General features: G+C 66.1%; 21 protein-coding genes. 11 read left to right on the top strand and 10 right to left on the bottom strand.

Annotated features, from left to right (window positions below; translation table 11 throughout):
* Positions 1–37: 37 nt before the first annotated feature.
* From ACFWF1_RS26805 to ACFWF1_RS26770, 8 genes are all read right to left on the bottom strand, one after another.
* Complete coding sequence (locus ACFWF1_RS26805; RefSeq protein WP_379286843.1) at positions 38–355, bottom strand: WXG100 family type VII secretion target; 318 nt, start codon at positions 353–355, stop codon at positions 38–40.
* Between the two features lie 385 nt (positions 356–740).
* Positions 741–2000, bottom strand: coding sequence for a hypothetical protein (locus tag ACFWF1_RS26800; RefSeq protein ID WP_379286845.1), 1260 nt, complete (start codon positions 1998–2000; stop codon positions 741–743).
* Between the two features lie 5 nt (positions 2001–2005).
* Complete coding sequence (locus ACFWF1_RS26795; RefSeq protein ID WP_379286847.1) at positions 2006–3205, bottom strand: hypothetical protein; 1200 nt, start codon at positions 3203–3205, stop codon at positions 2006–2008.
* Positions 3206–3339: 134 nt separating this feature from the next.
* Positions 3340–4518, bottom strand: a complete 1179-nt coding sequence (locus ACFWF1_RS26790; protein ID WP_379286849.1) for a hypothetical protein — start codon at positions 4516–4518, stop codon at positions 3340–3342.
* A gap of 147 nt (positions 4519–4665) precedes the next feature.
* Positions 4666–6228, bottom strand: coding sequence for a protein kinase (locus tag ACFWF1_RS26785; RefSeq protein ID WP_379286851.1), 1563 nt, complete (start codon positions 6226–6228; stop codon positions 4666–4668).
* 76 nt (positions 6229–6304) lie between these two features.
* The gene (locus tag ACFWF1_RS26780; RefSeq protein WP_379286853.1) at positions 6305–7528 is read right to left on the bottom strand and encodes a hypothetical protein; all 1224 of its coding nucleotides are present in this window, start codon (positions 7526–7528) and stop codon (positions 6305–6307) included.
* The gene (locus ACFWF1_RS26775; protein WP_379286855.1) at positions 7525–8688 is read right to left on the bottom strand and encodes a hypothetical protein; all 1164 of its coding nucleotides are present in this window, start codon (positions 8686–8688) and stop codon (positions 7525–7527) included. The genes ACFWF1_RS26780 and ACFWF1_RS26775 overlap by 4 nt, the downstream gene beginning before the upstream one ends.
* Positions 8689–8824: 136 nt before the next feature.
* On the bottom strand, positions 8825–9955 hold the full coding sequence (locus tag ACFWF1_RS26770; protein WP_379286857.1) for a hypothetical protein: 1131 nt from the start codon (positions 9953–9955) through the stop codon (positions 8825–8827).
* A gap of 219 nt (positions 9956–10174) precedes the next feature.
* Here ACFWF1_RS26770 and ACFWF1_RS26765 point away from each other — a divergent pair, with 219 nt between their 5' ends.
* Positions 10175–11461, top strand: coding sequence for an FHA domain-containing protein (locus ACFWF1_RS26765; RefSeq protein ID WP_379286859.1), 1287 nt, complete (start codon positions 10175–10177; stop codon positions 11459–11461).
* A gap of 4 nt (positions 11462–11465) precedes the next feature.
* On the opposite strand, the gene ACFWF1_RS26760 is transcribed toward ACFWF1_RS26765, so the two are convergent.
* The gene (locus tag ACFWF1_RS26760; RefSeq protein ID WP_379286861.1) at positions 11466–12914 is read right to left on the bottom strand and encodes a metallopeptidase; all 1449 of its coding nucleotides are present in this window, start codon (positions 12912–12914) and stop codon (positions 11466–11468) included.
* 108 nt (positions 12915–13022) lie between these two features.
* On the opposite strand from ACFWF1_RS26760, the gene ACFWF1_RS26755 reads away from it, so the two are divergent.
* The 5 genes from ACFWF1_RS26755 (at position 13023) to glmM (ending at position 20018) form a co-directional block, all read left to right on the top strand.
* Entirely contained in the window at positions 13023–15476 is a 2454-nt protein-coding gene (locus tag ACFWF1_RS26755) for an FHA domain-containing protein (RefSeq protein ID WP_379286863.1), read from the top strand.
* A 76-nt stretch (positions 15477–15552) separates the two neighbouring features.
* Positions 15553–17319 (top strand): hypothetical protein, encoded by a 1767-nt coding sequence (locus ACFWF1_RS26750; protein WP_379286865.1) that lies wholly within the window; start codon positions 15553–15555, stop codon positions 17317–17319.
* 158 nt (positions 17320–17477) lie between these two features.
* On the top strand, positions 17478–17921 hold the full coding sequence (gene rplM / locus ACFWF1_RS26745) for a 50S ribosomal protein L13 (RefSeq protein WP_107654232.1): 444 nt from the start codon (positions 17478–17480) through the stop codon (positions 17919–17921).
* On the top strand, positions 17918–18433 hold the full coding sequence (gene rpsI / locus ACFWF1_RS26740; protein WP_357386364.1) for a 30S ribosomal protein S9: 516 nt from the start codon (positions 17918–17920) through the stop codon (positions 18431–18433). The genes rplM and rpsI overlap by 4 nt, the downstream gene beginning before the upstream one ends.
* Positions 18434–18641: 208 nt before the next feature.
* On the top strand, positions 18642–20018 hold the full coding sequence (glmM, locus tag ACFWF1_RS26735) for a phosphoglucosamine mutase (RefSeq protein WP_379286868.1): 1377 nt from the start codon (positions 18642–18644) through the stop codon (positions 20016–20018).
* 29 nt (positions 20019–20047) lie between these two features.
* Here glmM and ACFWF1_RS26730 read toward each other — a convergent pair whose 3' ends face one another.
* Positions 20048–21703 carry an ABC-F family ATP-binding cassette domain-containing protein gene (locus tag ACFWF1_RS26730; RefSeq protein WP_379286870.1) on the bottom strand — a complete coding sequence of 552 codons (1656 nt, stop codon included), beginning with the start codon at positions 21701–21703 and terminating at the stop codon, positions 20048–20050.
* Between the two features lie 165 nt (positions 21704–21868).
* Here ACFWF1_RS26730 and ACFWF1_RS26725 point away from each other — a divergent pair, with 165 nt between their 5' ends.
* From ACFWF1_RS26725 to ACFWF1_RS26705, 5 genes are all read left to right on the top strand, one after another.
* The gene (locus tag ACFWF1_RS26725) at positions 21869–22060 is read left to right on the top strand and encodes a PspC domain-containing protein (protein ID WP_379286872.1); all 192 of its coding nucleotides are present in this window, start codon (positions 21869–21871) and stop codon (positions 22058–22060) included.
* A gap of 104 nt (positions 22061–22164) precedes the next feature.
* Entirely contained in the window at positions 22165–22473 is a 309-nt protein-coding gene (locus tag ACFWF1_RS26720) for a DUF6802 family protein (protein ID WP_379286874.1), read from the top strand.
* A gap of 177 nt (positions 22474–22650) precedes the next feature.
* The gene (locus ACFWF1_RS26715; protein WP_379286876.1) at positions 22651–22977 is read left to right on the top strand and encodes a hypothetical protein; all 327 of its coding nucleotides are present in this window, start codon (positions 22651–22653) and stop codon (positions 22975–22977) included.
* An 8-nt stretch (positions 22978–22985) separates the two neighbouring features.
* Positions 22986–24803, top strand: a complete 1818-nt coding sequence (locus ACFWF1_RS26710; protein ID WP_379286878.1) for a hypothetical protein — start codon at positions 22986–22988, stop codon at positions 24801–24803.
* A 149-nt stretch (positions 24804–24952) separates the two neighbouring features.
* Positions 24953–25300, top strand: coding sequence for a hypothetical protein (locus ACFWF1_RS26705; protein WP_379286880.1), 348 nt, complete (start codon positions 24953–24955; stop codon positions 25298–25300).
* Positions 25301–25777 lie beyond the last annotated feature (477 nt).

The raw sequence follows: 25777 nt of genomic DNA, 5'->3' as shown, positions 1-25777 counted from the left end.
GGGGCTCCTCCTTGGTATCTGGTGTTCGGCTGATCGATCAGGGAAGCGTCAGGCTGGAAGCCTGCTGCGCCACCTGCTGGGCGAACTGCTCGTCCTGCGCCGCGAAGGCCTTGCCGGCCTTGGTCAGCTTGTCGGCAGTCTGGTCCAGTGCGTCGTTCAGCTTGCGCGCCTGGGCGAAGTAGTTGTCCATCAGCGTGTCGAACGCGCCCCGGGCCTGACCCTTCCAGGTCGCCGTGGTGTCATCCGACTTCGTGTTCAGCGCGGTGATCGCGTTCTGCAGGGCGGCGTGACGATCCCTGCAGTTTTCTGCGAACTTCGCGATGATGGTGTCATTCGCTTCGAGCTGTCCTGCCATTTCGGCTCCTTCTCGGTTTCCCGTCTCGGCCAACGGCAGAAGCCCCCAGTTGGCCTGTACATCTGATTGGACGCTCGATAGGTCTGATCGGTTCCATCCGACTCGAGAAATTTTGGATCTCCCCCTACGGAGATCAGACCCCAGCGTCCCTTGCCCTGCTCGTCTGCACTGTCGGGGCCGGATGTGGGCCGCTCGTCAGGTGACGGACGTAGTCATCTTGGCATGCTTGCAACGCCAGCGCTCGGCTCCCCTCCTTCCCCCTGCTCGCTGGTGTCTTGATTGGCGAGTGGGCTGGCTGCTTGTACCTTACCCAACCACTATGGCTCCCGCTACAGCAGATCGCAGGTATATCGACAGGAAAACGTCAGTGGTGGCAGGGCCGCGCCTACTGGCTGTTGGCGAGTAGCGCGTACTGAGCTGCCGCGCGTTGCTGCGTGTCCTGCAGTTGAGTGCTCCAGACATAGCCGACGTAGTTGCGATACCGCACGGCGCAAACCCAGTCCTTGACGTATCGATCCGTCGGAAGCTCGGCGCATTTGCTGTCCGGGACGTTTGTCGGCGCCTGGCCGGCATCCGGTGCGTCGAGAATGGTCGACCACAGTGCGCGAGCCGAGTCGGTATCGCGCGTTCGGATCAGGATGGCTCCGTCCAGATACCGCCCAATTCCCTTTCCGAAGCTTTGGGCGATTCCTCTGGTGTAGCTGTTCGTCGTCGCCGAGTAGGCGTCCGAGAAAATGAACCGCTCGCCATTCGCGTAAAGCTTCTTCGCCGCCGCGCGGTCGGTCTGCCAATGCAGAAATCCCTGCAGTTCGTATGCCGCGAGCCCGCCGACCTCGGGGACGGGTAGCTTCGTCGGATTAAGGACTCGACGGATCACGCCCTCCGGGTCGAGGTCCAATCTCAGGACCTGTTCGGCTGTCAGGGGTGTGAGTGTGTCGAGCATCGGCAGCTGTGCTGTGTAGACCTTCTCGACAAGGGTGGTCAGGGCGGCGAGATCGGGCTGGGCGGCGGAGATGAATGTGTTGATCACATAGTTGCCGTGTGCGATTACCGAACCGATCGTCGGCGATCCGGGCCGCCAATGAGAATGCGCCAGTGGGTATTTCGCGAGCTGCACGCGCTCGTTCTGGTCCGGAGCCACGGCGAAATCGGCCTGGTCGAATTCTGTCGCGGCCCGCTCGGCGGACTCGTGGTCCGGAAATTGCATGACGGTCACCGTGGTCAGTGTCGATTCCGGCGGTACCGCAACCGCAGGCTGCGGCAGGAAATCGCTACTGCCGGAAGCGAACCCGAACAAAATCTTGTTGCGCGCGGCGATCGGTACGCTCTGCTCCGCCAAGACGTTCTTGACGTCGTCGGGTTTGGTGATCTCCTGGACGCCGGTGCCGTACCGCAGCTCGGGGGTGATATCGATGCCTGTCACCACATGGTTGGCCAGGCGCGAGATCGCCAGCGAGGTTCCTCTGGGCAGCGAGTGTGAGTATTCCTCATAGGTGTCGAACGGCTCGGTGGGGTACTGGCCGACATCGAAGGTGCGGACGTCTACCTCGCCCGCCGTCGGGAGGCCGGTCACCGATGATCCACACCCGGCAACGCCGAGCAGCGCGACGGTAGCTGCGGTGAGTCGTACGCTTCTGCTGACCATGCGGCTCACTTCACCTTCGTGAGAATCGCGTATTGCGCCGAGATCCGTTGGTGCACATCGATCAGCTGATCCGACCACACTTCCGCGGAATAACGGTCGTAGGACACGACACAGTGAAACCTGGGGATGAACAAATTCTTCACGCGGAGCTCGCGACAGCGTGCGTCGGGAAGATTCTTCGGCGATTCGGTGCTGTGGTAGGTCTTGCTCAGGGCGCTGTGACTGTCTCGAATGCGTTGCGCACCTTGTGGATTCTGTGCGCGGAAGAGCTGTCCAGCGTAGTTCGCCATCCAGTCGACCCCGGCTTCCTCGAACAGCTTCTTATCGCGTACCGGATCATTGGTCAGATGGAGCGCGCCGTTGCGGTCGTACAGGCCGGGAGGGTTACTCCAGTCGTCTTCTTTCGGCCGCGTCAGTGAGCGCCCGAGCATGCCGTCGTGGTCAAGGGGGATATCCGTCAGCTTGTCCGGTGGTGTCGGGCGGAACTCACGCAGCCGCGCGCCGACCACGTCGAGGCAATTCTCCGTGAGCGCGACCATGGCGGGGAGATCGGTGGTGTCGAGCGTGATTTTGGCGTGGTCCTTGATCGCGGTGTAGATGACGTACTGGCCACTCGCCTGGAACGTGTAAAGCTCCTGTGTCCCGGGCTTCCAGAACGCGTGCGCGTCCGGAAGTTTTCCTATGCTGACCTGCTCGCTCAGTCCTCTCTTCGCGGCCACGGCCTGCGCGAGGGCCGGGGCGGCCAGTGCGGCGGCCTGCTGGTCGGAAAACAACAGCACAGTGTTCGTCATCGAGGTGGCGATCAGCGTGTCTTTCTCGGAATACCCGAGACTGTAGAAACCCGCTATGAAGCCCGGTGCAATCGGCCGGAAGCTGTCAGCGGAAAGTTCCAGAGAATATAGGGTTTCGATGAATCCCGATGTCAGGTTGGTCTCGGAGCCTGCCTGGATGGTGAACCGAGGGTCGATGTCCATCGGCAACGGGACAAAGCTGCCGAGCCGCTGGCCTTCGCTGAGTCGCGCACGGTCGAATCCAGGCTTGCCGATCTCGCGTGGTGCGGTCGCATAGCTGCCGACATCGAGTTGGCTGATATCGACGACAGGCGGTGGGGCTGGGGATTGCGACCCACATCCCGCTGTACTCACCGACAGGACGGCCAGTCCGGCGGCCAGCGTTCTGAATGGTCTCCGCATCGTTGCCTCCATCAGCTGACGAGCAGGAGGACGAGCCATCGAACCAGTTATCCCCCCGAGGTATACGTGCGCGCTGACCAAGCCTGTGGCGGACGTATCGCAGTCGGCAACATAACACCCGGGGCCGTCGTCCCGCGACCTGCGACTCACGTCGCCTTCGCGAGAATCGCATACTGCGCCGAGATCCGTTGGTACACGTCGATGAGCTGATTCGACCAGACCTCGGCGGTGTAGCGATCGTAGGACGCTATGCAATGAAACCTGTTGGTCAACACATCTTTCAGGCGGAACTCGCGACAGCGTGCATTGGGTAGCGTCTTCGGCGGATCGATGCGGCGATACAGCTTGCTCGGTGCGCTGTGGCTGTCTCGAATGAGCTGTGCGCCTTTCCGATTTTCGGCGCGGTATAGATATCCGGCGTTGTATACCAGCCAGTCGACGCCTGCTTCGTCGAACAGCTTCTTGTCTCGCACGGGATCGCTACTCAGATTCAGCGCGCCGGTGCGGTCGTACAGCCCGGGTGGGTTGCGCCAACCGTCTTCGTTCGGTCGCGGAAGGGAACGGCCGAGCATGCCGTCGTGGTCTATGGGGACATCGGTCAGCTGGTCCGGGGGTGTCGGCCGGAACCCGCGCAGCCGAGTGCCGACCGTATCGAGACTCTTCTGCGCGAGGGAGATCATGGCAGGTAGATCGGTGGTGCCGACTGCGATCTTGGCTTGGTCCTTGACTTCGGTGTAGATCACGTAAGGTCCGTCGGCTTGGAACGAGTAGAGCTCCTGCGTCCCCGGCTTCCAGAACGCGAGAGCGTCTCGGTGCTCGCCGATGGCGACCGGTTCGCGCAAATCCTGCTTTGCGGCGACGGCGTGTGCGAGCGCTGCGGTGGCCGACGCGGCGGATTGCTGATCAGCGAACAGCAGCACTGCGTTCGACAGGGAGGTGGCGATCGAAACGTCGTTTTCGGAGTACGCCAGGCCATCGAAACCGGCGATGAAGCCCGGTGCATTCGCCTTGAAGCTGTCAATGGACAGGTTGAGGCTGTACAAAGTTTCGATGAACGCCAGCACCGGGCCGGTCTCGGAGTAGGGCTGGAAGATGAATCGCGGGTCGATGTCCATCGGTAGGGGGACAAAGCCGCCGAGGCGCTGGCCTTCGCTGAGTCGTGCGTGATCGAAACGGGGCTTGCCGATCTGGCGTGGTGCGGTCGCATAGCTGCCGACGTCGAGCTGGCTGATATCGATGGCGGGCGATGGTGGCGGGGAGTCCGATCCGCATCCCGCGGTGCCCATCGCCAGGACGGCCAGTCCGGCGGCCAGCGTTCTCCGCATCGTTCCTCCATCAGCTGACGAGCAGGAGGACGAGCCATCGAGCGGTGTTCTCCACAGGGCATTCGTGCGAGCTGACCAAGCCGGCGGCGGACGTATCGCAGCCGGCAACATAACATCCGGGACAGTCGTCCCGCGACACCGCTCGAGCTACTTCACGCGCTTCTGCAGCAGCGGGACCAGCTTGTCGAGGAGGGTCTGCTCCGAGGCCGGCGTCCAATTGCGGAAGGCGGCCACGGCTTCGGGGTCGTCGAGCGGAATGACGGTGGCCCGGGTGCCCGCGACCTGGTAGGGCAGCCCGCGCAGCCCGCCACCGCCGGCGTCTTCGTCGGTGCGCACCGCGAGGACGTAGCTGTCGGACGCCACCTCGAGCGAGTCCGCCGATTTCATCGCGCGCGGTGATGGTTCGCCACCCTGCGTCACGTAGTTCAAGTTGTAGACGAAGCCCAGGTCCTCGAGGAACTTCGACTGGGTGCTGCCGCCGAGGTAGATCGACACCGGTTTGCTCGAAGCGACCGAGCGTTGCACATCCACGACCGTGATGGTCTTGCCGCGGAAGGCGGGATTGGTGGCGCGGGCCTGCTCGATCGACGGCAATGCACTCACGGCGACCGTGGCGTTGGCCGTAGTGGTAGCGACCGCGTTGGTGCCGGGCTTGTCGCTACCACCGAGTCCCCAGATCCCGAGACCCGCTGCCAGCGCGATAACGACGACACCCGCGCCGGCTCCGATGACCCATCGTCGGCGGGAGCTGGGAGCCGCCGCCTGCGTGTGTGGACCCGAAATCGCAACGCGCGGATCGGTATTCGGGCGTGGATCGAAGGCCTGAACGGGATAGGCCGGCGAGGTGCCGGTAGGGGCCGGGTGGTAGCCGGGGGAGAGGGCGCTCGCCGCCGCGTCGGTGAATTCCCGGCAGCTGTTGAACCGATCGGTGGGATCTTTCGCCATCGCTTTGGCGAAGACATGGTCGATGGCGGGCGGCAGCGCCGGATCGACCGCGGTGGCCAGCGGGGGCGGCTCGTGCAGGTGTCCCATCATGACCAGCGCGGGTTGCGTTGCCGGATAAGGGTTTCGGCCGGTGAGCAGCTTGAAGAACGCGCAGGCGAGGCTGTAGATGTCGGCCCGGTGGTCGAGGTGGCCGCCGACCAGTTGCTCGGGCGGGGCGTAGGCGATGGTGGCGACGAAGCTGCCGGTCTGGGTGAGCTCGGTGGTGTCGTCGTTGGATTTGGCGACGCCGAAATCGGTGAGCAGGACGCGCTCTTCGTCACCCTCGGTGGACGAGAGCAGGAAGTTGGCGGGCTTTACGTCGCGGTGCAGCAACCCTTTTCGATGCGCGTAATCGAGGCCCTTGCCGACCTCGGTGGTAATGCGCAGTGCGCGAAGCGGATTCATCGCACGCTTGTCGCGGGCCAACTCGGCTGCGGCATCGGTGCCGTCGACGTACTGCATGGCGATCCACAGCTGACCGTCTTCTTCACCGCGGTTGTACACCGAGACGATGTTCGGGTGGTCGAGGCCGGCGGCGAGATTGGCCTCGCGCTCGAAGCGGGTGCGGAACTCGTGGTCGTTGCTGAGTTCGCCGCTGAGCACCTTCAATGCGTCCATGCGCGGCAGACTGGGGTGTTTGGCGAGGTAGACGGTGCCCATGCCGCCCGCACCGAGCACGCCCTGGACGCGGTACCCGCCCACGATGGTGCCGGGGCTTATCGCCATGATCCACAATCTCCTGAGTCCGTGCTCCCCATGCGGCAGCATACTGGACCGCACGGGGTGGGCTCGGTGCGTAGCATTACCGGCTGTTCGCGAAGATTGCGTACTGTGCGGCGGCGCGTTGCTGTACATCGAGCAACTGATCCCCGGTGACGAATCCCGCGTATTGACGGTAGGCGACGACGCAGGTGAATCTTTTCGTCTCGAAGTCGTCGGGGTCGCGCTTGTTCTCGACACAGGTCGAATCCGGCACATTCGGCGGGGCGTCGGCATCGCGCGCCGCCGGTGCGGGGGTAAGTCGTTCGGCAACAATCTTCTTCGCTGCCGCCGAATCCGACGTGCGGGCCACGATCGTGCCATTGGAAACGGCGAACCGATTCGCATTCATCGCACTGAAGCGTTGCTTTGCGACACTCAGATCGTCGGCATACTGGGTGATGCCGCGCACATCGTAGAGGGCCTGGCTGCCGATCGCAGGTATCTCGACCGCGATCGGATTCAACGTGCGGCTCAGTAGGTGATCGGGGTCCCATGGCAGTTGGAACAGTTCTTCATCCGTCAGTGGTTTCAGCTGGTCCAGCACGGGAAGCTGGGCGTCGTAGGACTTTTCGGCGAGCGCGGTGAGTGCGTTCAGGTCGGGCTCGCTGGTAGAGACGAGAAAAGCGACGACATAAGGCCCACGGGCGAGGGTGGAGCGCAGAAATGGCGTGCCAGGCCGCCAATGTGCGTGGGCGGTAGTGTATTTCGGCAGAGCGACCGGCTGATTGTTATCCCGGTTGGCGCTCAGATCCGCGTCGTAGAACTCCGCGGCCGCGGCGGTGGCCCGCTCGGCGTCGGGGAACTGCATGACCATGGTCGAGATCACCGTCGCGCGCTGAGTTGTCTTGATCGGCCAGCTCGAGGGGACGATCGACGTTTTCTGATCGAAACCGGTTGTCCGGAAACCGAACAGCAATTTGTTCCGGTCGGCGATCGGCTTCAAATCGTCTTCGTTACCCAGCTCGGCCGGAAGCAGCCCGCGGGATATCTCGGCGGGTCGTTGACCGAATTTCAGGTCCGGGTCGATTTCATAGGCAGGCAGCACGTAGTCCGACAATCGCATTGCGGCGACGTGCGGCATGCTGGTGAAATCGGGCAGGTAGTCGTCGTCATGCGCATTGGGCGGCTCGGTGGGATAGGACCCGGCATCGAGTTTGCGAATGTCGACCTCGGCGGGATGCGAGGTCCCGGCCGTGGTCGATCCGCACGCGGTGAGGCTCGCCGCCAGCAACGCGGCGAAGGGCAGGACGAACGCGCGCTTCATCGGGTATTCACCAACAACGTGTACTCGGCGGAGATCCGCTGTTGCGCGTCCAGCAACTGGTGCGACGCGGAGAAGGCGGCATAGCGGTCGTAGGACACCGAGCAGTAGAAGCGAATCGCCAGGCTTCCCCGCCCGATGTACTCCCGGCACTCGGCCGCGGGCAGACCCGCCGGGGAGTCGGCTTTCTTGAACCGCTTCGTCAGAGCACCGATGTCTTTTTGCAGCGTCTCGGCCGCAGCGGAATCGCGGGCTCGATAGAGTTCGACGCCATTCGTCGCGTACCTGTCGGCGCCCGCTTTCTCGATGGCGCTGAGGGTGCTGGCCGGGTCACTGACGAGATGGAGCGCGGTGCGGGCGTTGTACGCGCCGGGCGGATTGAGCCACGCGTCTTCCGTCGGTCGCGCGATGGTGCGGTTGAGCATGCCGTCCAGGTCGATCGGCAGGCTCATGAGTTTGTCGGGCGGGGTCGGACTGAACTCGGCGATGGACGGAACCACCGTGTCGAGGCTCTTCTCCACCAGCGCAAGCAATGCGGGTAGATCGACCTTTTCCAGGTAGATCTTCAGGTAGTCATAGATCCAGGTGTAGACGACGAATTTGCCGGTGGCATACCAGGATCCGATCGACTGCTGGTTCGGTTGCCAGTGTGCATGTGCCGCAGGGTATTTCGGTATCGCCACGGTGGTATTGCGGTCGCTGGCCTCGTGATCGACCCGCTCCAGCGCGACCGCCGCGTCCGCGGCCTTCTGTTCGTCCGGAAAGATCATGACCGCGTTCATCAAATCGACGCCACGGGGACCTTCTTCGGTGCGGCCGAAGGCCTGGAAGCCTGCGACGAAATCCGGTGCGGCCTCGGCGAACCGGTCGACAGCCATGATCCTGCCGAGGGCGAACTTCGGGTCGGTGAAGACTGTGGCGATGAACGGATTGCTGTGCACGAACCCGGGATCGATGTCCCGCGGCACCGGCACGAAATTGCCCAGTCGTTCCGCTTCGATTATCCGAGCCTGTTCGAGACTTTTCACCGCACCCAATTGACGCGGATTCGAATCGTAATTCCCGACGTCCAGCTTGCCGAGATCAACGGCGGGAGCCGAGTGGTCCGCAGGCTGCTCATCCGATCCGCACCCGCCGCTGACGAACGCCAATGCTGCCGCCATGACCAGGGCATACGCCGTTCTTCGCGGCGTCGTCCGCGCGCTGAGCTGCAACATCTCCCCCTGACGGCTGTGGTACCCGCGGAATCCTACGTCACCACCCACCGCGGCACCCGACCACAACGTTCGGGATCCGACCTCACAGACTGTTCGCCAGTAGCGCGTACTCGGCGGCCACCTTCTGCCGGACATCCGGTTCTTTGTCGCTGGTCACGACACCCACATAACGCTTGTACGAGACGTAGCACCGGAACTTGTATTCGCGGTCCGGATTGCCTTTGCTATTGAGCTGCAAGCATTTGGCGCCGGGCACGTCCTTGGGTGCGCCGAGCGTGTCGTAGTGCGCCCCTTCGCTTTCCATCAGACCGTCGGCCAGTTTCTGCGCGGCGGCGGTGTCCCTGGTGCGCGCGACGTAGCTGTCGTCGGCGATGGCCTGGCGGTCGACGCCCGCGTCGTCGACCAGGCGCAGGTGCGCGGATTCGTCCTCGGCACGGTGCACCATATAGTGCGGGCCGAAGATGGCGAAGGTGGCGGCGTCGGGGGCGCGGTTCTTGCGATCGCTGACGGCGACCCGGGCGAGCAGTCCGTCGGGATCGACCTTCAGATTCTTGATCTGGTCCTGCGGCGTCGCCTGGAACTTGTCCAGCTGGGCGACCTGCGCGGCGAGCGTCTTGTCGACCCAGCTCGTCAGGTCGGCGCTGTCGGCGCGCGGGCGCTGGATGAACAGGGAGATGACGAATTCCTTGTAGGCCATGAAGGTGCCGACGGTGGGAACGCCTGGGCGCCAATGGATATAGGCGTCGGGGTACTTGGTCGACGGCAGTTTGCGGTTGTCCGGCGAGATGGCGATGTCGACGTCCTCGAGCTCGCGGGCGGCGAGTTTGGTGACCGCCGGGTCGGGGAAGCGGAACAGCGCGGTGGTGACCGCGGTGGCGTCGGGGGCCGGGTTGGTCTGCCCGGCCGGGTCGGGCTGGTCGGCGCCGCTGGCGGCGTAGCCGGTGATCAGCTTGCGGTCGTCGAAGACGGGCTTGGAGACCTTGGCGACGAAATCCAGCGCCTGATCGGCGTCGGCGATCACCGTGCTGCCCCGGCCGACCTTGAGGGACGGATCGATCTGCACGGTCGGGACCACCGCGTCCGACATGCGCATGCCCTCGAGGAGCGCGGCCTTGTCGCCCGGGTCCTGGTTGTACTGGTGACGGTCGACCGCGTAGGTCCCGACCTCTAGCTGGCGTACGTCGACTTCGCCCGCGGTTGCGGTGCCCCGCACGCCGCCGCACCCGGTCAAAAGACCAGCCAATGCGATACACGACGCGGCAAGCGCGATTCGCGATGTCCGAACCATGACGGGTCCTCGTTTCTTCACGTGCTGTCACTGAAGTTACCGGACGGACGCCTGCGAGGGGGGTCGATAGTTGTCGGATTGCAATACCCTGGTTCGTGTGACGACGACCCCGGACCGCGTGCTCGGCAGAGGCCGATACCTCTGATGGACCGGCAGGTCGAGGTCGTCGTCGGAGGTCACGCGGTGGTGCGTGTCGCGGGGGCGGTGGTGGTGGTCGGGCATCGCGGACAGGGCAGGCCGACACCGGATTCGCCCGCCGTACTCGCCCTGGAATCGTTGGCCGAGTTGGTGCGCGAGGCGACCGAGCAGCAGCCGAAAGGGCCGGGGGCGTTGATCGCGCGCCAGGCCACCCGGTGGCTGATGAAGCACGCCGAGCAGATCAGTCCGGGGGAGCCGATCGATTTCGGCATCCTGTCCACCGCGGAAAACGGTGGGGTGGCGGTATTTCTGCACGGCGCGGTGACGGCGGTGCTGGCCGGGCACGGCACGGTCGAGCGGTATCGGGGCGGTGACGCGGCGTTCACCGTGGACCGGGTGGCGGGCGTGCCCGCCCGGGCCGTCGCGTTGTTCGCCGACGACGCGAAGGGTCGGATCCCCGAACTGCCCGCGCAGCGCGGCATCGGCTGGCTGGTCGAGGGCATCGCACAGGCGGGTGGCGCGATCATCTGGTCCGACGAGGTGCGCACCAGGGCGCTGTCGGGCCTGCCGCGCACGGGCCCGCGGCAGCACGACGAAGAGGAACGGCTGCCGACCGCGCGGATCGACCACGACCTGCCCGAAGAGCAGCGAGAACCGGAGCCGCACACCGGAAGTCAGGCCTCGACCGCCGCGCACGGACCCGACGAGGACCTGCACAACGCGCACACCGAGGGGAGCGGAACCACCCCGGCCCCGCCGCCCGATCCGGAGCTGCAGCGCCGGTTGGAGGCGACCGCGAAGGCCACCGCGCTCACCGTCAAGGTGATGGGATTCAAGTGCGCCAGAGCGCATCCCAGCGATCCGCGCGCGGCGTTCTGCACCGTCTGTGGCATGCCGGTGGATCAGACCCAGGCGCTGATCGAGGTGATCCGCCCGCCGCTCGGCATGCTGATCCTCGACGACGGCATGACCTACGTGCTCGCCGCCGACGCCGTGATCGGCCGCGACCCAGAACATTCCGACGCCGCGCAGCGCGGGCTGGTCCCGCTGCGGGTGGACGACTCCTCCGGCGGCATGTCCCGCGCGCACGCCGAGATCCACCTACTGAATTGGGATGTGACCGTGGTGGATCGCGGCTCCACCAACGGCACCCGCACCCGCCTGCCCGGCTACCGCGACTGGATTCGCCTGGCCCCCAACCAATCCATGGTCCTGGTGCCCGGCGCCGAGGTCATGCTCGGCAACCGCGTCCTGCGCTTCGAACACACCGCTCCACCGCCCTTCGGCGGCTAGCCGATTACGAATACCTCGAGATGCAGGTCTTTTCGCCGTTGATCACGCCTGCGCGGAACGCGTCGACGCGGGCGAAGCCGCTGCGCACGGTGTTGCCCTGCACGTCGCTGGCCGCCAATCCGTCGGTGAGCAGGCCGGATACCGCTTCGTCGAGATCGCCTGCGGCAAGGCCGATGTCGCCCTGCGAGGTCGGGCGGTTCGGCGCCGCGAGCTTGCCGGTGACCACCCCGGACAGGCAGGCCGCCCGCAGCCCGGTCTTCGGGCCGATCAGGTCCTGGCCGTGGTTCTTCTGCACCGCGAGGGTGTATCGGGAAATGAAGACTATGTAACCGTTGTAGTCGCCGGTCACCTTCAACGGCAGCGGATCGTCGACATCCCAGTTCGAGGTGCCGCGCTGGGCGAGGGAGGGAATGTCGGTGCCGATGGTGTTGGTGTCCGGGCAATAGCTGACCGGCTCGGTGGCGACGCCGTTGGGGCAGTTGATCTTCGCACCGGAGTAGTCGTAGGTCGGCGAAGGCTTGGTCGGCAGCAGCGCGCCGAGGGCCTTGCTGAGTTCGACCAGGGTGTCCTTGTTGATCTCGTATTCGCCGCGACCGGTGTCGCCGTTGAAATCCTTCGGCAACGAGCCGCGCCGCTGGTTGATCTCGTCCATGTCGATGCGCTTGCAGCCCTTCGCGCCATCGGTGAAACCGGCCTGCACCGCGGTGACGCGTTCGAAGGCCGAGCCGTGCACGCTCTCCGGGTCGCTCGGGTCGGAGTCGCGGATGGCGACGGTGGCGGCGAGCACGTTGTTGAGGCCGTCGGAGGTGTTGATGGTGAAGTGCTTGGATTTGCCCTCGGCGACCGAGCGCATGAACGCGCCTGCGAAGCAGTCGGCCTGCTGTTCCTTGACGATCACCGGGTCTTTGGCGCCGACCAGCCTGGCCATGGTCTGCACGGCGTGCCCGTATTCGTGCGCGAGCACCATGACCACGGCCATCTTGCCGAAGGTGTCGGTCATCGCGGGCAGCAGTACGGAACGGTCCCAGCCGATGGAATTGTCCAATCGGCAGTAGGCCGCGTTCACCAGGTGAAAGGTGGTCTCCTTACAGAATTCCCGTGCATCGCTGCGTGGCGCCTTCGCGCTCCAGGACAGCAGGGTGTCGACCGGCTTGAAATCGCCGCTCTGGAATTCCTTGCCGAATTCGGCGTGCCAGTAGGTCTGGATGTCGTCGACGGCGTTGAGGGCCAGGGTGTCCTCGGGGCCGCCGTCACCATTGGTGGCCTTGAGGGGGCTGTCCGGAACACCGTCGCGCGGGCCGCTCGGACCACTCGTGGTCGGCAATCCCGCCACCTTGAACGGGTCGTCGTAAATGGAGACGGCGCGGCCGTCCACCAGTCTGGTGCAGCCCGCGACCAGCACCACAACGATCAAGACGGCGGTAATGATCGCCGTCGCACGGACTTTCGGCAAGGCTCCCCCTGAATCGGCCGGTATCACGTTCAATATCGTCGCCGGATCGGGGCAAAAGGCGCGTCGGGGGCACCGCCGATGTCCGGGTGATGGAATAGTATCCGCTGCATGTCTTCACCGGGGGCGCAGACCATCACCGTGCGCCATGATGGAAACGAACGAGTCTTCGATTCGAGCCAGCAGGTCACCATGGGCCGTGCGCCGGAGGTGACGCTTTTCGTCGACAGCCCGCTGGTTTCGCGGGTACACGCGACGCTCGCTTGGCAGGGTAGCGCCTGGGTGCTGTCCGATAACGGAAGCACGAACGGCGTGTTCGTCGACGCGCGCCGGCTCGCCCAACCGGTGTCGATCGATCGGCCGACGCAGGTGCGCCTCGGCGACGCGATCAGTGGACCGCTGCTCCATCTATTGCCCGCCAATCCACAACCCCCGCAGCGCCCCTCGGCGCACCCGCCGCAGTCGGGTCAGCGGCCCGCCCAGCAGTTCCAGCGCCCGGCCTATCAGCAGCCGCAGGACGCGCCGCCGCAGGTGAATGTCAATCTGACCACCCGCGCCGACACCTCGAACATGCCGCCGGTGCGGGCACGGGCCTCGACCGCGCCGATCGCCAGGGCCGATCGGCTGCCCGCCGGTGGCCTGACGATCGGGCGCACCACCGACAACCAGATCGTCGTCAACGATCCGCTGGCCTCGCGCAAGCACGCGCGCCTCGTCGCGGCGGGCGACGGGCTGACCATCGAGGACCTCGGCTCGGCGAACGGCACCTTCGTCAACGGCCACCGCCAGCAGCAGGCGGTGCTGCGCGAGCGCGACATCATCACCATCGGCAACATCGACTTCGTTGTCCAGCAGGGCACTTTGGTGCTGCGGCAGAAGCCGGTGGCCGAGCAGGGGCTCGCGGTGCACGGGGTGGCGTTCACCGTCGAGGGCAACAAGCAGCTGCTGGTCGATGTGAACATGCAGGCCAGCCGGGGCACGCTGACCGCGCTGATCGGTCCGTCCGGCGCGGGCAAGTCGACACTGTCCAGGTTGATCGCGGGCACCACCCGGCCCTCCGGCGGTGTGGTCACCTTCGAGGGCCGCAATCTGCACGCCGAGTACGAGGCGCTGCGCTCCCGGATCGGCATGGTGCCGCAGGACGATGTGCTGCACCGCCAGCTCACCGTGCGGCAGGCGCTCGGCTACGCGGCCGAGCTGCGGCTGCCGCCGGACAACAGCAGGGCCGACCGGCAACAGGTGATCGACGGTGTGCTGAAAGAACTTTCACTGACCGAGCATGCCGACACCAGGGTGGACCGGCTCTCCGGCGGTCAGCGCAAACGCGCGTCGGTCGCGCTGGAACTGCTCACCGGCCCCTCGCTGCTGATCCTGGACGAGCCGACCTCGGGTCTCGACCCGGCGCTGGACCGGCAGGTGATGGTGATGCTGCGCGAGCTGGCCGACGCGGGCCGCGTGGTGATCGTGGTGACCCACTCCATCGCCCACCTGGACATGTGCGACCAGGTGCTGCTGCTCGCGCCCGGCGGCAAGACCGCCTACTGCGGCAACCCGGCCGGGGTCGGCGCGGCGCTCGGCACCACCGACTGGGCGGAGATCTTCGCCAACGTGGCGGCCAACCCGGATCAGGCGTTCGCCGCCTATCGATCCAGGCAGGCGTTCGCGCCACCGCCGCCACCGCCACCCCAGCAGTACGGGTCCGCGGGCTCACCACCGCAATCCAGTGGCGGCAAACAGTTCTCGACGCTGTCGCGCCGCCAGATCCGGCTGATCCTGGCCGATCGCGGCTATCTGTCGTTCCTGGTGATCCTGCCGTTCATTCTCGGCGCGCTGTCGCTGGTGGTGCCGGGCAAGGACGGTTTCCAGCGCGGCGCGCTGAAGGCGTTGCCGGACGGCACCTTTGTGCCCACCGGCGGCGGCGAGACCCAGCAGCTGCTCGTCGTGCTGATCCTCGGCGCCTGCTTCATGGGATCCACGCTCACCGTGCGCGATCTGGTCGGCGAGCGCACCATCTTCCAGCGCGAGCGCGCGGTCGGGCTGCTGCCGTCGGCCTATCTGTCGGCGAAGATCGCGGTGTTCAGTATCACCGCGCTGTTTCAGTCGGCGGTGCTGGTCGGCATCGTGCTCGCGGGCAAGAAACGGCCGGACGAGGGCGCGGTGCTCGCCTCGGGCAGCGGGGAGCTGTACATCGACATCGCGTTGACCGCGGTGTGCTGTGTCGTTGTCGGCCTGCTGCTTTCGTCGCTGGCCAAGTCGAACGAGCAGGTGATGCCGCTGCTGGTGGTGGCCATCATGGTGCAGCTGGTGATGGCGGGCGGGCTGATCCCGGTCACCGGCCGGGTGGTGCTCGAGCAGGTGTCCTGGTTGTTCCCGGCGCGCTGGGGGTATGCGGCCGGTGCCTCGACGGTGAACATTCGTGAGGTGTTCCCCAGCGCGCAGCCGGACACGTTATGGCAGCACACGCCGGGCATCTGGGCGTTGGACGTCGCCGCGCTGGTACTGATCACCCTGGTGCTCGCCGTCATCACCTGGCGGCGGCTGCGACTGAAGGCGTCGGCGGCGTGACGGGCGAGCGATTTTCCGGCCACTACCGGGGGCTCCGGACAAGAGCAAGCATCTCGGCCGCACACCAGGCACACTTATGCCTGTGACGGTGCGAGTAGGGGCGGTACATCTCGGCTGGGATGTGGTGTCCGTGGCCGCGGGTGGCGGTGGCACACCGATCCGCCCGGTCCAGGTGGAAGGTATGTGGACACCACCGGCGTATCTGCTGGCGGATTCGTCGGGGCGGTTGCACACGGCGGGCGTGGACCGGCAGCGACCGGATCTCGGCATGGCGATCGCGGATGTCCGTGACATTCTCGGCCATCCGCAGATCGTGGTGGCCGGGGCCACTTGGCCCGCGGAGCTGGTGTTCCGGGCCAGGATGTACAACCCATTGGCCTCGATCGGTAAGCACTTGCGCGGCAAGCCGGATCTGGTGGCGTTGCCGTTCCCGGACAGCTGGCCGGACGAGAAGGTCGAGGTGTACGCCGGGCTGGTGGAACAGCTCGACGTGACCGTCGAGCCGCTGCCGGAGAGCGTCGCGTTGTCCGGCTATGTGCGTGCGCTCGGGCTGGTGCACCCGCCGGACCAGGCCAGGCCGCACGGCATCGGCGCGACCGGGGTGTACTCCGACGGACGGACCGTGCTGGTCGTCGCGGTGCACGGCGACGACGAGCAGCCGACCGAATCGGTGGACGTGCCGGTGACCATGGAGTCGATGCGCGATGCCAGGTCCGCAGACAACGTGGTGATCGAGGTGATGGCCGCGGCCCGCTCGATCGGCGCGGACACCTCGACGGTGTTGCTGTCGGGCAACGTCTGCTTCAACGACGCGCTGCGGCTGGCCTTCCAGAACCATCTCGGCCACCGGTTGCAGGTCGCCGATCATCCGATGCACGCGCTCGTGCTCGGTGCGGCACACCTGCTGGTGACCGATACCGAAGCCGAGGAGCCGGAGCCGTCGGGTCGGCATGCCGAGCCGGCGCAGCCGCGGGTCGATCCCACCCAGTTCCAGGATCCGGGACCGCAGTACCGCGATCCGGCCGGGCACTATCGGGCGGAATCCGCACCGCAGCAGGCGGCGCCCGGGCAGCGTCAGGCCGGTGCCGCACATCGTCAGGCCGAGTCCGCGCAGCGCCAAGCGGAGTCGTCGCAGCGCCGAACGGACGTGCCACAACCCCACATGGATCCGTCCCCGCCGCGGACCGTGCCGCCCGTGCAATACGGGCCCGGCTATCCGACACAGGGCGAGGAACCGACGACCAGGATCACCCGCGACGAGGTGCCGCGGCTGCCACCGAATCTCGCCGAGCGCTTCACCCGCCCGCCGGGGCAGTATCCCGAGGAGCAGGGTCGACCGCCCGGTGGCGCGCCACTGGCCGGCCAGGCGCCCGGTGCGCGGTCGTATCAGGCGCCGCAGTCCGATGCCGAACCCGGGCGGCACGGGTGGCGGGAGCCGGAGTCCGAGGACGACGACGAGGGCCGGCCCCGCAAGGGGAAACTGTGGAACAAGATGAAGGACAACCTGTTCGGCGCGCACACGGTGGTCGGCGCGCTGGCGCTGGCGGTGGTCGCGCTGCCGGGCGGCGGTGATCGGGTCGCGCTGACCGCGGCCGAGGTGACGCTGACCGCGGCACCCGCGCCGTCGTCCGCGGCCGACCCGATCGTGTGCCCGCTGACGCCGTACGTGACCAACGAGGTCAATCCCGGCATCTCGTCCGTGCGCGGTCTGTCGGCGGGCGGTGCACGTGACGACCAGGGGACTGCGGACCAGGACTGCCGGCAGCCGGGCGTCGATACCCTGCGCTACCTGCTGCCCGGCCCGCGCCGCGCCATCGATCCGGGGCCACCGATCGAGATCTGACGCGATTTCGATCGCCGGATCGTGGCTGGTATTGTGGCTCGTTGGCGTATGGACGGCCGGGCAACCGGTCGTGCAATCGAATCCCGGGTCTCCACCGGCCGCCGGGAGCTTCGACCACATGCCTGGCCGGCAACACCGACTACAGACAGGGAAGCACTGTGCCTACGTACAGCCCCAAGGCTGGTGACGTCACCCGTCAGTGGTACGTCATCGACGCCACTGACGTAGTGCTCGGCCGTCTCGCCGTTCAAGCAGCGAACCTGCTGCGTGGCAAGACGAAGCCGACCTACGCACCGAACTTCGACGGTGGCGATTTCGTCATCATCATCAACGCCGACAAGGTTGCCATCAGCGGCAACAAGAAGGCGGACAAGCTGATCCACCACCACAGCGGGCACCCGGGCGGCCTCAAGTCGCGCACTGTCGGTCAGGTGTTGGAGAGCCGTCCGGACCGGCTCGTGGAGAAGGCCGTCAAGGGCATGATCCCGAAGAACAAGCTCGGCAACGCGATCGCGGGCAAGCTGAAGGTCTACGCAGGCCCGAACCACCCGCACGCCGCTCAGCAGCCCATTCCATTCGAGATCAAGCAGGTGGCCCAGTGACCGCTCCTGAGGAATTCAACGAGGAAGCCGTCGTCGAGGAATTCGACGCCGCCGAGGTTGTCGAGGACGGCGAAGGCTACGAAGAGGCCGAGGTCGCAGTCGAGACCTTCGCCCCGATCGTGATCGACCGCCCGGTGCAGACCGTCGGCCGTCGTAAGGAAGCCGTCGTTCGCGTGCGGATGGTGCCGGGCTCCGGCAACTTCGTGCTCAACGGCCGCACCATCGAGGACTACTTCCCGAACAAGGTGCACCAGCAGCTGGTCAAGTCGCCGCTGGTGACCGTCGAGCGGGCCGAGAACTTCGACATCATCGCCCTGCTGCACGGCGGCGGCCCGTCGGGACAGGCCGGCGCCCTGCGTCTGGCCATTGCCCGCGCACTGATCGAGGTCACCCCGGACGACCGCCCCGCCCTGAAGCGGGCCGGCTTCCTGACGCGTGACCCGCGTGCCGTCGAGCGTAAGAAGTACGGTCTGAAGAAGGCGCGTAAGGCGCCGCAGTACTCGAAGCGCTGATTTTGGCCTCGCCGACCACCGTCATCCGGCACCCTGGAGGTGCCGGGGGCGGTACGGTCGGCGGGCAACCTGTACGAGAGCAGGCTTCCAGCAACGGCTGGTCGCCTGCTCTCGTGCTGTATAAGCCGCGGCGTTTCGGGTGCCCTTCGTGGCAACACCGGCTGTCGTCTTCGGACGCGCCGCGGATCCACCGATGAGGGGCTGAGGTATGGGACGTTTGTTCGGCACCGACGGAATCCGTGGGCTGGCCAACGAGTCGTTGAGTCCGGAACTGGCGCTGCGCGTTTCGGGTGCGGCCGCCCAGATTTTGAGCAGTGGCAAGGAGCGTCCCCTCGCGGTCGTCGGCCGCGACCCGAGGGCAAGCGGTGAGATGCTGGAGGCCGCGGTCACCGCGGGGCTGACCGCCGCCGGGGTGAACGTGCTGCAGGTCGGCGTGCTGCCGACGCCCGCCGTCGCCTACCTCACCGGTCTCTACGACGCCTGCTTCGGCGTGATGATCTCCGCCTCGCACAATCCCATGCCGGACAACGGCATCAAGATCTTCGCGGCGGGCGGGCACAAGCTCGACGACGCCATCGAGGACCGCATCGAGGCGCTGCTCGCCGAGGACACCGCACTGCGACCCACCGGGCGCGGCATCGGCCGGGTCGTCAACGCCTCCGGCGCGCGCGACCACGGACAGGTGGTGCCGGACCAGTACAGCGTCGCGGGCACCCATGAGCGGTACGTCGAGCATCTGGTCGAGGCGACCGGGCAGGACCTGTCCGGGCTGACCGTGGTGGTCGACTGCGCGCACGGCGCGGCGTCCGAGGTGGGGCCCGCCGCGTTCCGGGAGGCGGGCGCGACGGTGATCGCGATCAACGCCGAGCCGGACGGCCTCAATATCAACGATGGTTGCGGCTCAACGCATTTGGACACGGTGCAGCGGGCGGTGCGTGAGCACGGCGCCGATCTGGGGCTGGCCCTCGACGGTGACGCCGATCGGTGCCTAGCGGCCGACGCCGACGGCAATGTCGTCGACGGCGACGCGATCCTGGCGGTGCTCGCGCTCGATCTGCACGAGGCCGGTGAGCTGGCGAAGGACACCCTGGTCGGCACCGTGATGAGTAACCTCGGCCTGCACATCGCCATGCGGGAAGCCGGAATCACCTTGCTCACCACCGCCGTTGGTGACCGCTATGTGCTGGAGGAACTGCGCCGCGGCGGTTATACGCTGGGCGGCGAACAGTCGGGGCACGTCATCTTCCCGAAGTTCGGCACCACCGGCGACGGCATCCTCACCGGCCTGAAGCTGATGGCCAGGATGGCACGGACCCGGCGCAGCCTCGCCGACCTCGCCGCCGTATTGCGAACGGTGCCACAGGTATTGGTGAACGTACCGGTCAGCGACAAATCGCTGGTCGCGGCGGCACCCGAAATCCGGGACGCGGTGCGGGAAGCCGAACGCATCCTCGGCGATACCGGCCGAGTCCTGCTGCGCCCCAGCGGCACCGAGCAGTTGGTTCGCGTGATGGTGGAAGCCACCGATCCCGCCCAGGCCAGGCAGCTCGCCGAGGACCTCGCCAAGCGCGTCGGGTCGGTCTGATCCGTACGCCGCCTGACGAGTTCGGCTCGTCAGGCGGTTTCGGTGAGCTTGCCGAAGTCCATGTGCCAGCGGCGGGTGGCCTGGACGGTGTCCAGCATGCGGCGGTCGTGGGTGACCAGCAGCAGTGTGCCGGTGAAGGATTCGACGGCCTGCTCGAGCTGTTCGATGGCGGGCAGGTCCAGATGGTTGGTCGGTTCGTCGAGCACGAGCAGGTTCACGCCGCGCGCCTGCAGCAGTGCGAGGGCGGCGCGGGTGCGTTCGCCGGGGGACAGGGTTTCGCAGGCGCGCAACGCATGTGAGCCGCGCAGGCCGAACTTGGCGAGCAAGGTGCGGACCTCGGCGTCCGGCCAGTCCGGCATCTGCGCGCCGAAAGTGTCGGCCAGCGAGGTGGTGCCACGGAACAGGCCGCGCGCCTGATCGACCTCGCCGATCTCCACCCCCGAGCCGAGCGTGGCGGATCCGGTGTGCGGCTTGATCTTTCCGAGCAGCAGCGCGAGCAGCGTGGACTTGCCGGAGCCGTTCGCGCCGGTCAGCACGATCCGGTCGGCGAAGTCGACCTGGGTGGTGATCGGGCCGAGGGTGAAATCGCCCTGGGTGACCGTCGCGTCGGACAGCGTGGCCACCACCGACCCGCTGCGGGGCGCGGCGCCGATGGTCATCCGCAACTCCCACTCCTTGCGCGGCTCCTCGACCGCGTCGAGGCGTTCGATGCGGCGTTGCGTCTGGCGGGCCTTGGCGGCCTGCTTCTCGGTGGACTCGGCGCGCATCTTGCGGCCCGCCTTGTCCGAGTCGACCTTCTTCGGGTCGCGGGCCTTGCGGCGGGCGTTGCGCACCCCGTGCTCGAGCCAGTTGCGCTGCATCTGCGCCCGCGCCTCCAGGCCCGCCTTGGTGTCGGCGAACTCCTCGTAGGCCTCGCGCGCGTGCTGGCGGGCGATCTCGCGTTCGGTCAGGTACGCCTCGTAGCCGCCGTCGTACACGCCGACCTGCTGCTGTGCCAGATCCAGCTCGACGATCCGATTCACGGTCAGCGCCAAGAACTCTCGGTCGTGGCTGATCACCACCAGCGGCACCCGGACACCGGTGACGAACTGCTCCAGGCGGGCGAGGCCGTCCAGGTCCAGGTCGTTGGTCGGCTCGTCGAGCAGCAGAATGTCGAAGCGGGACAACAACACCGACGCCAGTCCCGCGCGCGCGGCCTGGCCGCCGGACAGGCCCGTCATCGGGGTGTCGAGGCCGGTGGGCAGGCTGGCGATCAGGCCGAGATCGGCGGCGACCTCCGCGGCGCGCTGGTCGAGGTCGGCGCCGCCGAGAGCGAGCCACCGCTCCAATGCTGGTGAATACTCGTCTTCGCCGCCGTCGGCGATGCGTTCCGCGGCGGCGTCCATGGTTCGCTGCGCCTCGGTGACACCCGTTCGGCGGCCGAGGAATTCGAGTACCGTCTCGCCGGGCACCCGCTCGGGTTCCTGCGCGAGGTAGCCGACGGTCGCGTCGGGCGGGCTCAGTGTGATGGAGCCGGTGGGGGTGCGCCGGTCCGCCAGCATGCGCAGCAGCGTCGACTTGCCCGCGCCGTTCGCGCCGACCAAGCCGATCACGTCACCCGGGGCCAGGGTGAGATCGAGGTCGTCGAACAGGGTGCGTTCGCCGTGTCCCGCGGACAGTCCGCGCGCGTGCAGAGTGGTACTCACTTTCCTAAGTCTGCCGTGTTCGCGCAGCCCACCCCCTACTCGGGGTAACACCCTGAACCAGGGATGTAGGAAATCAGGGTCGGCATAGCACCACGGACCGATGTGCCACGGTGTGCGGATCGGCAGAGTGGAGTTCGAAGAGATCATCATCAGAGAGGGAAGACCATGACCGCACCTACCCGCCGTTTCGCCCGCTCCACCCACGACAAGTGGATCGCCGGAGTCTGTGGCGGCATCGCCGAATACCTCGGCTGGAATGCCAATATCGTGCGCCTGCTGTTCGTGCTTTCCTGCCTGCTGCCCGGCCCGCAGTTCATCGTCTACCTGGTGCTGTGGCTGCTGATGCCGAAGAAGTGAGGCCCAGGGGGCTGCGTCGGGCTGCTATGGATGTCAGGATGGAGCGATAGCGTTGTTGTCGGGTCATTGGATGACAGCACCACGAGTCCTGCTGAGGAGGAGTAATGATCACCTCGGGTGAATTGCCGGGTCTGGAACTACCCGGCATCGACGCGTCCTCGTCGCTGGACGGCCTGGGCGCCGTCGAACTGCACCACCCCACCCAGGACATCGATGGTGACGGCACCCTCGACACCATCACCACCAACGGTGGCGACTCGATGCAGGTCTGGACCGATTACGACCACGACGGCCTCGCCGACCACGTCACGGTCGTCGAGCGCGACGGCGACTACGCGGCGTGGGAATTCCACCGGCATCCCGACGGTACGTCGGAGTGGGTGCGCACCGACCACGGGAAGATCGGCACGTAGCTCGTCGTCGGCCGGTTGTTCGTGCCGTTTCCGTCCAAGTAGATTTTCCCCGGGGACGGCCTTGTGCCGGATTCGATGGAACCGAACGTCGTCGTGCCGCGTCGAAGGAAGTATGGGGACGCCCGGCGCCGACGTAAGTCCGGGGAGATCGTACGAGGCAGGGACGGAGGGGATCGCGTGACCGGATCCGAGTTGGTCGGCGTCAAGACGGGGGAGTTGGGGCGGCTCGGCAATGAGCTGAGCATGTCCGGACATGCCGTGCGGGACCGCGCGAAGGACTTGAGTCACCATATGTTCGGCCCGGCCCAAGCGGGCGAGCACTACGGCGATCAGGGCCGCAAGATTCAGGCCGGGCTTGAAACGATCTACACGTGGCTCGGGAACTGGTCGGAGGCGACGCTGGCCATGGGGGAAGCGGTGGGGGCCGCCGTGGTGAAGATCTCGAATACCGATGAACAGACTTCGTTCGATATCGATAAGATCGACAACGGTAACAAGGCATAGGGGCGGACATGGCTTTCAGTGTTCCCGCGAACGCGACCGTCAAAGAGTATCTGGATATCGGGTCGCGCGGCCTGTTGTATTTCGAGAAGTTCGAACCGCGATTCACGCGCGCATTCAACAAAGACGAACTCCCGTCGACTTACGCGCAGCTGCACAAGCGGTTCTACGAGCAGAACGGGATGGACGAGGGCAAGCTGCGCGACCTCGCGGCGGCGCTGCAAGTGGCGCTGCAGGTGACGAACTCGGAACTAGACAAGCAGCGGACGCAGTCGAACGTGCTCGGGAGCATTTGGCAAGGCGCGGCCGCCGATTCGGCCGCCATCATGCTGAACCAGCAGATCGATCGCGCGAGCACCGACTGGAAGACCGCGAACGACGCCTGGAAGACGATTGCGGCCGCGGGAGACGCACTGCGAACCGCGGTCAAGATCAAGGCGGAGGTGGTGCGCTACATCCTGCAGAACGGCGAGGATATCAAGATCGCCGATAAGACTCCGGAGGATATCGATGACATCATCTCCGGCACATCAGTGGGTGTGAGCACTTCCATCTTCGGTGACACTTTGCTGGATAAACTGCGGAAGATCTTTCCTGATTTGAACGAAGGTCAGGGATCGGGAAGTTTCCTCGTCGGGCCGGGAGACGAATACCGCAAACGCATCAATAATCGCTGCCAGCACTGGCTGGACAACGTGTTCAAGCCTGACTATCTGGCCAAGGTGCACAAGTTCACCGACGCGTGCGACCTGACCGATAAGGCTGTCACGAGTACCTACGGCTCGATCATCAATTCGATGAGCCTGATGACGGTCGCTGCCTACCCGCGTCCGGCGGGTGCCCCGGCACCGGATAAGCCGAAGGACACCGTCCAGCCCGGGAATCCAGCCGCGCCAACGGTTCCGGCGAGTACTACGCCTGCGCCGTCGACGCCGAGCACACCGTCGACGCCCGCGTCGCCGTCGGCACCCTCGACACCTACCGTTCCGGCAAGCACGGTGCCGACCCCGAGCGTGCCGACAACACCCACCACGCCTGCGACGCCGACTACGCCTACGACACCGACGGTTCCGAATACGTCGTCGCTGGCGGGGCTACCGGCGCTGAGCCAAGTGGCGAGTCAGTTGTCGCCGTTGACATCCGGGATCAGCAACCTGGTCGAATCCGGGATCAACTCGCTGTCCGGGACGGTCAAGGACGGTGTCGACAACGCGGTGAAGATGGTCGAGGGGATCGTCGATCCGACGCAGGTCGACAAGAACGGCGACGGAAAGCCGGATGGTAAGCCCGCGGCCGAATTCGATGTTGCCGGTAAGCATCTGAAGTTCGAGATGGCGGACGGCCAGCTGAAACTGGTGATGTCCGAAGCCGACGGCAAGGCGCAGGAGTTCAGCGTGCGGCTGGACGAACACGGGATGCCGGTTATCGAGGTGCACGAGCCGAAGGATCCCGCGCCGTCTGCGACCGAAGAAAAGCACTCGCCTGCGACTGACGAGAAGCCGTCATCCGCGTCGCCCGGCGAGAAGCCATCGCCCGCGCCCGGTGAAAGGCCTTCGCCCGCGCCCGGTGCGCAGCCGCTGCCTTCCGACTCCGCCCCGGCTGCACCCGGCCAGGACAAAGCAGGCGACAAGCCGCATGCCGACGAAGAGAGCACCAGCCAACCGAACGGCAGGGTCGGCACCCCGCCGCCCATGCGCCGCGGTGAAGACGGCGAACACCGGCCCAAACGCCTGCCAGGAGAACAGAATCCGGACGCGCCATTCGACAGCGGCGCGGAACTGGCCGAGGCAGGCCCGATGGGAGATCTGGCAGAGGCGGGTCCGTTGTGAGCCTCCGCGGTGCAGCGGTGAGCCGGTAGCCTAGTGCGGATGCGGCGGGGAGTGCGCGTCGATGGCGCGCTGCCCGCACAACGCGGAGCCGAGTGTCGGCGCGAAGCCGCGCGCTGATGTCCACCTGCGGATCGGGGAGAATCGACATCGTGAGTTACGCCGAGGAGATCGAGCGCGTCGCCGAGGAATGCCGTCGCCGCTCGGCGCTGCTGCTGGACGAGCTGGAGCAGATCAACCGCAAGACCGCGGACACCAGCCGCGACCTCGCCGAGGCCGCCGCCGCCGACATGCGGGAATTCTGGTCAGAGCACTCGGAGGAGCTGGAAAAGGCCCGCGCCGAAGCCGAAGAGCGAGAGCGGCTGGAGACCGAGGCCCGCGAACAACGCGAAGCCATCGCCCGCTCGATCGCCGCCCGCAAAGCCAACCGAGACGTCCTCCCCCTCGACCAGGAAGACGAAGAAGCCGCCTTCTACCAACGCAAAAGCTGGCTCATCTAGCCATCCGCAGGGGCCCAACATCGAGCAGAGTCATATGGTCGCTAAACGATCTTCACCAGTAACCATATGACTCTGCTCGATCACGCCAACGACCATTTGACTCGCCTCGACGGCATCAACAACCCCGTGCCTGCCTCGTTTTCCCAGCCTCTCTAAACCGGACCACAGCCAGTCCTCACGCTGGAACACAAGCGTTGCCCATCACAAGCCGCGGAAGAGAAAGCCGGGTACCGCACACGACGCGCCCAGCACTACTCCGGTCATCCGATGAACCAGTCGAAAACCCCTGAGAAAGCACACAATCGGAGATCTCTCAGTACACGAACCCGGGCCAGTACACGCAGGGACCTTCGGAAAGGTTCACTTATCCGGGCAAGTGCTTGGGAGTGTCCGGGAAACGGTGGATTTGATCTTGGTCTGACACGCCGAGCGTTGCTTGGCGGGAAGGATCGATGATGAGCGAAACACTGGATCCTA

The sequence above is a fragment of the Nocardia sp. NPDC060255 genome, assembly GCF_042727395.1.
GTDB lineage: Bacteria > Actinomycetota > Actinomycetes > Mycobacteriales > Mycobacteriaceae > Nocardia.
The sequence above is the reverse complement of the archived record's forward strand: the minus strand, read 5'-3'. Positions and strand labels throughout refer to the sequence as shown.

Coding starts and splice junctions, on each gene's coding strand:
- ACFWF1_RS26780 (WP_379286853.1), bottom strand. CDS start 7,528: ATGAAGCGCGCGTTCGTCCTGCCCTTCGCCGCGTTGCTGGCGGCGAGC.
- ACFWF1_RS26750 (WP_379286865.1), top strand. CDS start 15,553: ATGCCTGTGACGGTGCGAGTAGGGGCGGTACATCTCGGCTGGGATGTG.
- ACFWF1_RS26790 (WP_379286849.1), bottom strand. CDS start 4,518: ATGCGGAGAACGCTGGCCGCCGGACTGGCCGTCCTGGCGATGGGCACC.
- glmM (WP_379286868.1), top strand. CDS start 18,642: ATGGGACGTTTGTTCGGCACCGACGGAATCCGTGGGCTGGCCAACGAG.
- ACFWF1_RS26805 (WP_379286843.1), bottom strand. CDS start 355: ATGGCAGGACAGCTCGAAGCGAATGACACCATCATCGCGAAGTTCGCA.
- ACFWF1_RS26795 (WP_379286847.1), bottom strand. CDS start 3,205: ATGGAGGCAACGATGCGGAGACCATTCAGAACGCTGGCCGCCGGACTG.
- ACFWF1_RS26785 (WP_379286851.1), bottom strand. CDS start 6,228: ATGGCGATAAGCCCCGGCACCATCGTGGGCGGGTACCGCGTCCAGGGC.
- ACFWF1_RS26765 (WP_379286859.1), top strand. CDS start 10,175: ATGGACCGGCAGGTCGAGGTCGTCGTCGGAGGTCACGCGGTGGTGCGT.
- ACFWF1_RS26720 (WP_379286874.1), top strand. CDS start 22,165: ATGATCACCTCGGGTGAATTGCCGGGTCTGGAACTACCCGGCATCGAC.
- ACFWF1_RS26725 (WP_379286872.1), top strand. CDS start 21,869: ATGACCGCACCTACCCGCCGTTTCGCCCGCTCCACCCACGACAAGTGG.
- ACFWF1_RS26755 (WP_379286863.1), top strand. CDS start 13,023: ATGTCTTCACCGGGGGCGCAGACCATCACCGTGCGCCATGATGGAAAC.
- ACFWF1_RS26710 (WP_379286878.1), top strand. CDS start 22,986: ATGGCTTTCAGTGTTCCCGCGAACGCGACCGTCAAAGAGTATCTGGAT.
- ACFWF1_RS26775 (WP_379286855.1), bottom strand. CDS start 8,688: ATGGCGGCAGCATTGGCGTTCGTCAGCGGCGGGTGCGGATCGGATGAG.
- ACFWF1_RS26800 (WP_379286845.1), bottom strand. CDS start 2,000: ATGGTCAGCAGAAGCGTACGACTCACCGCAGCTACCGTCGCGCTGCTC.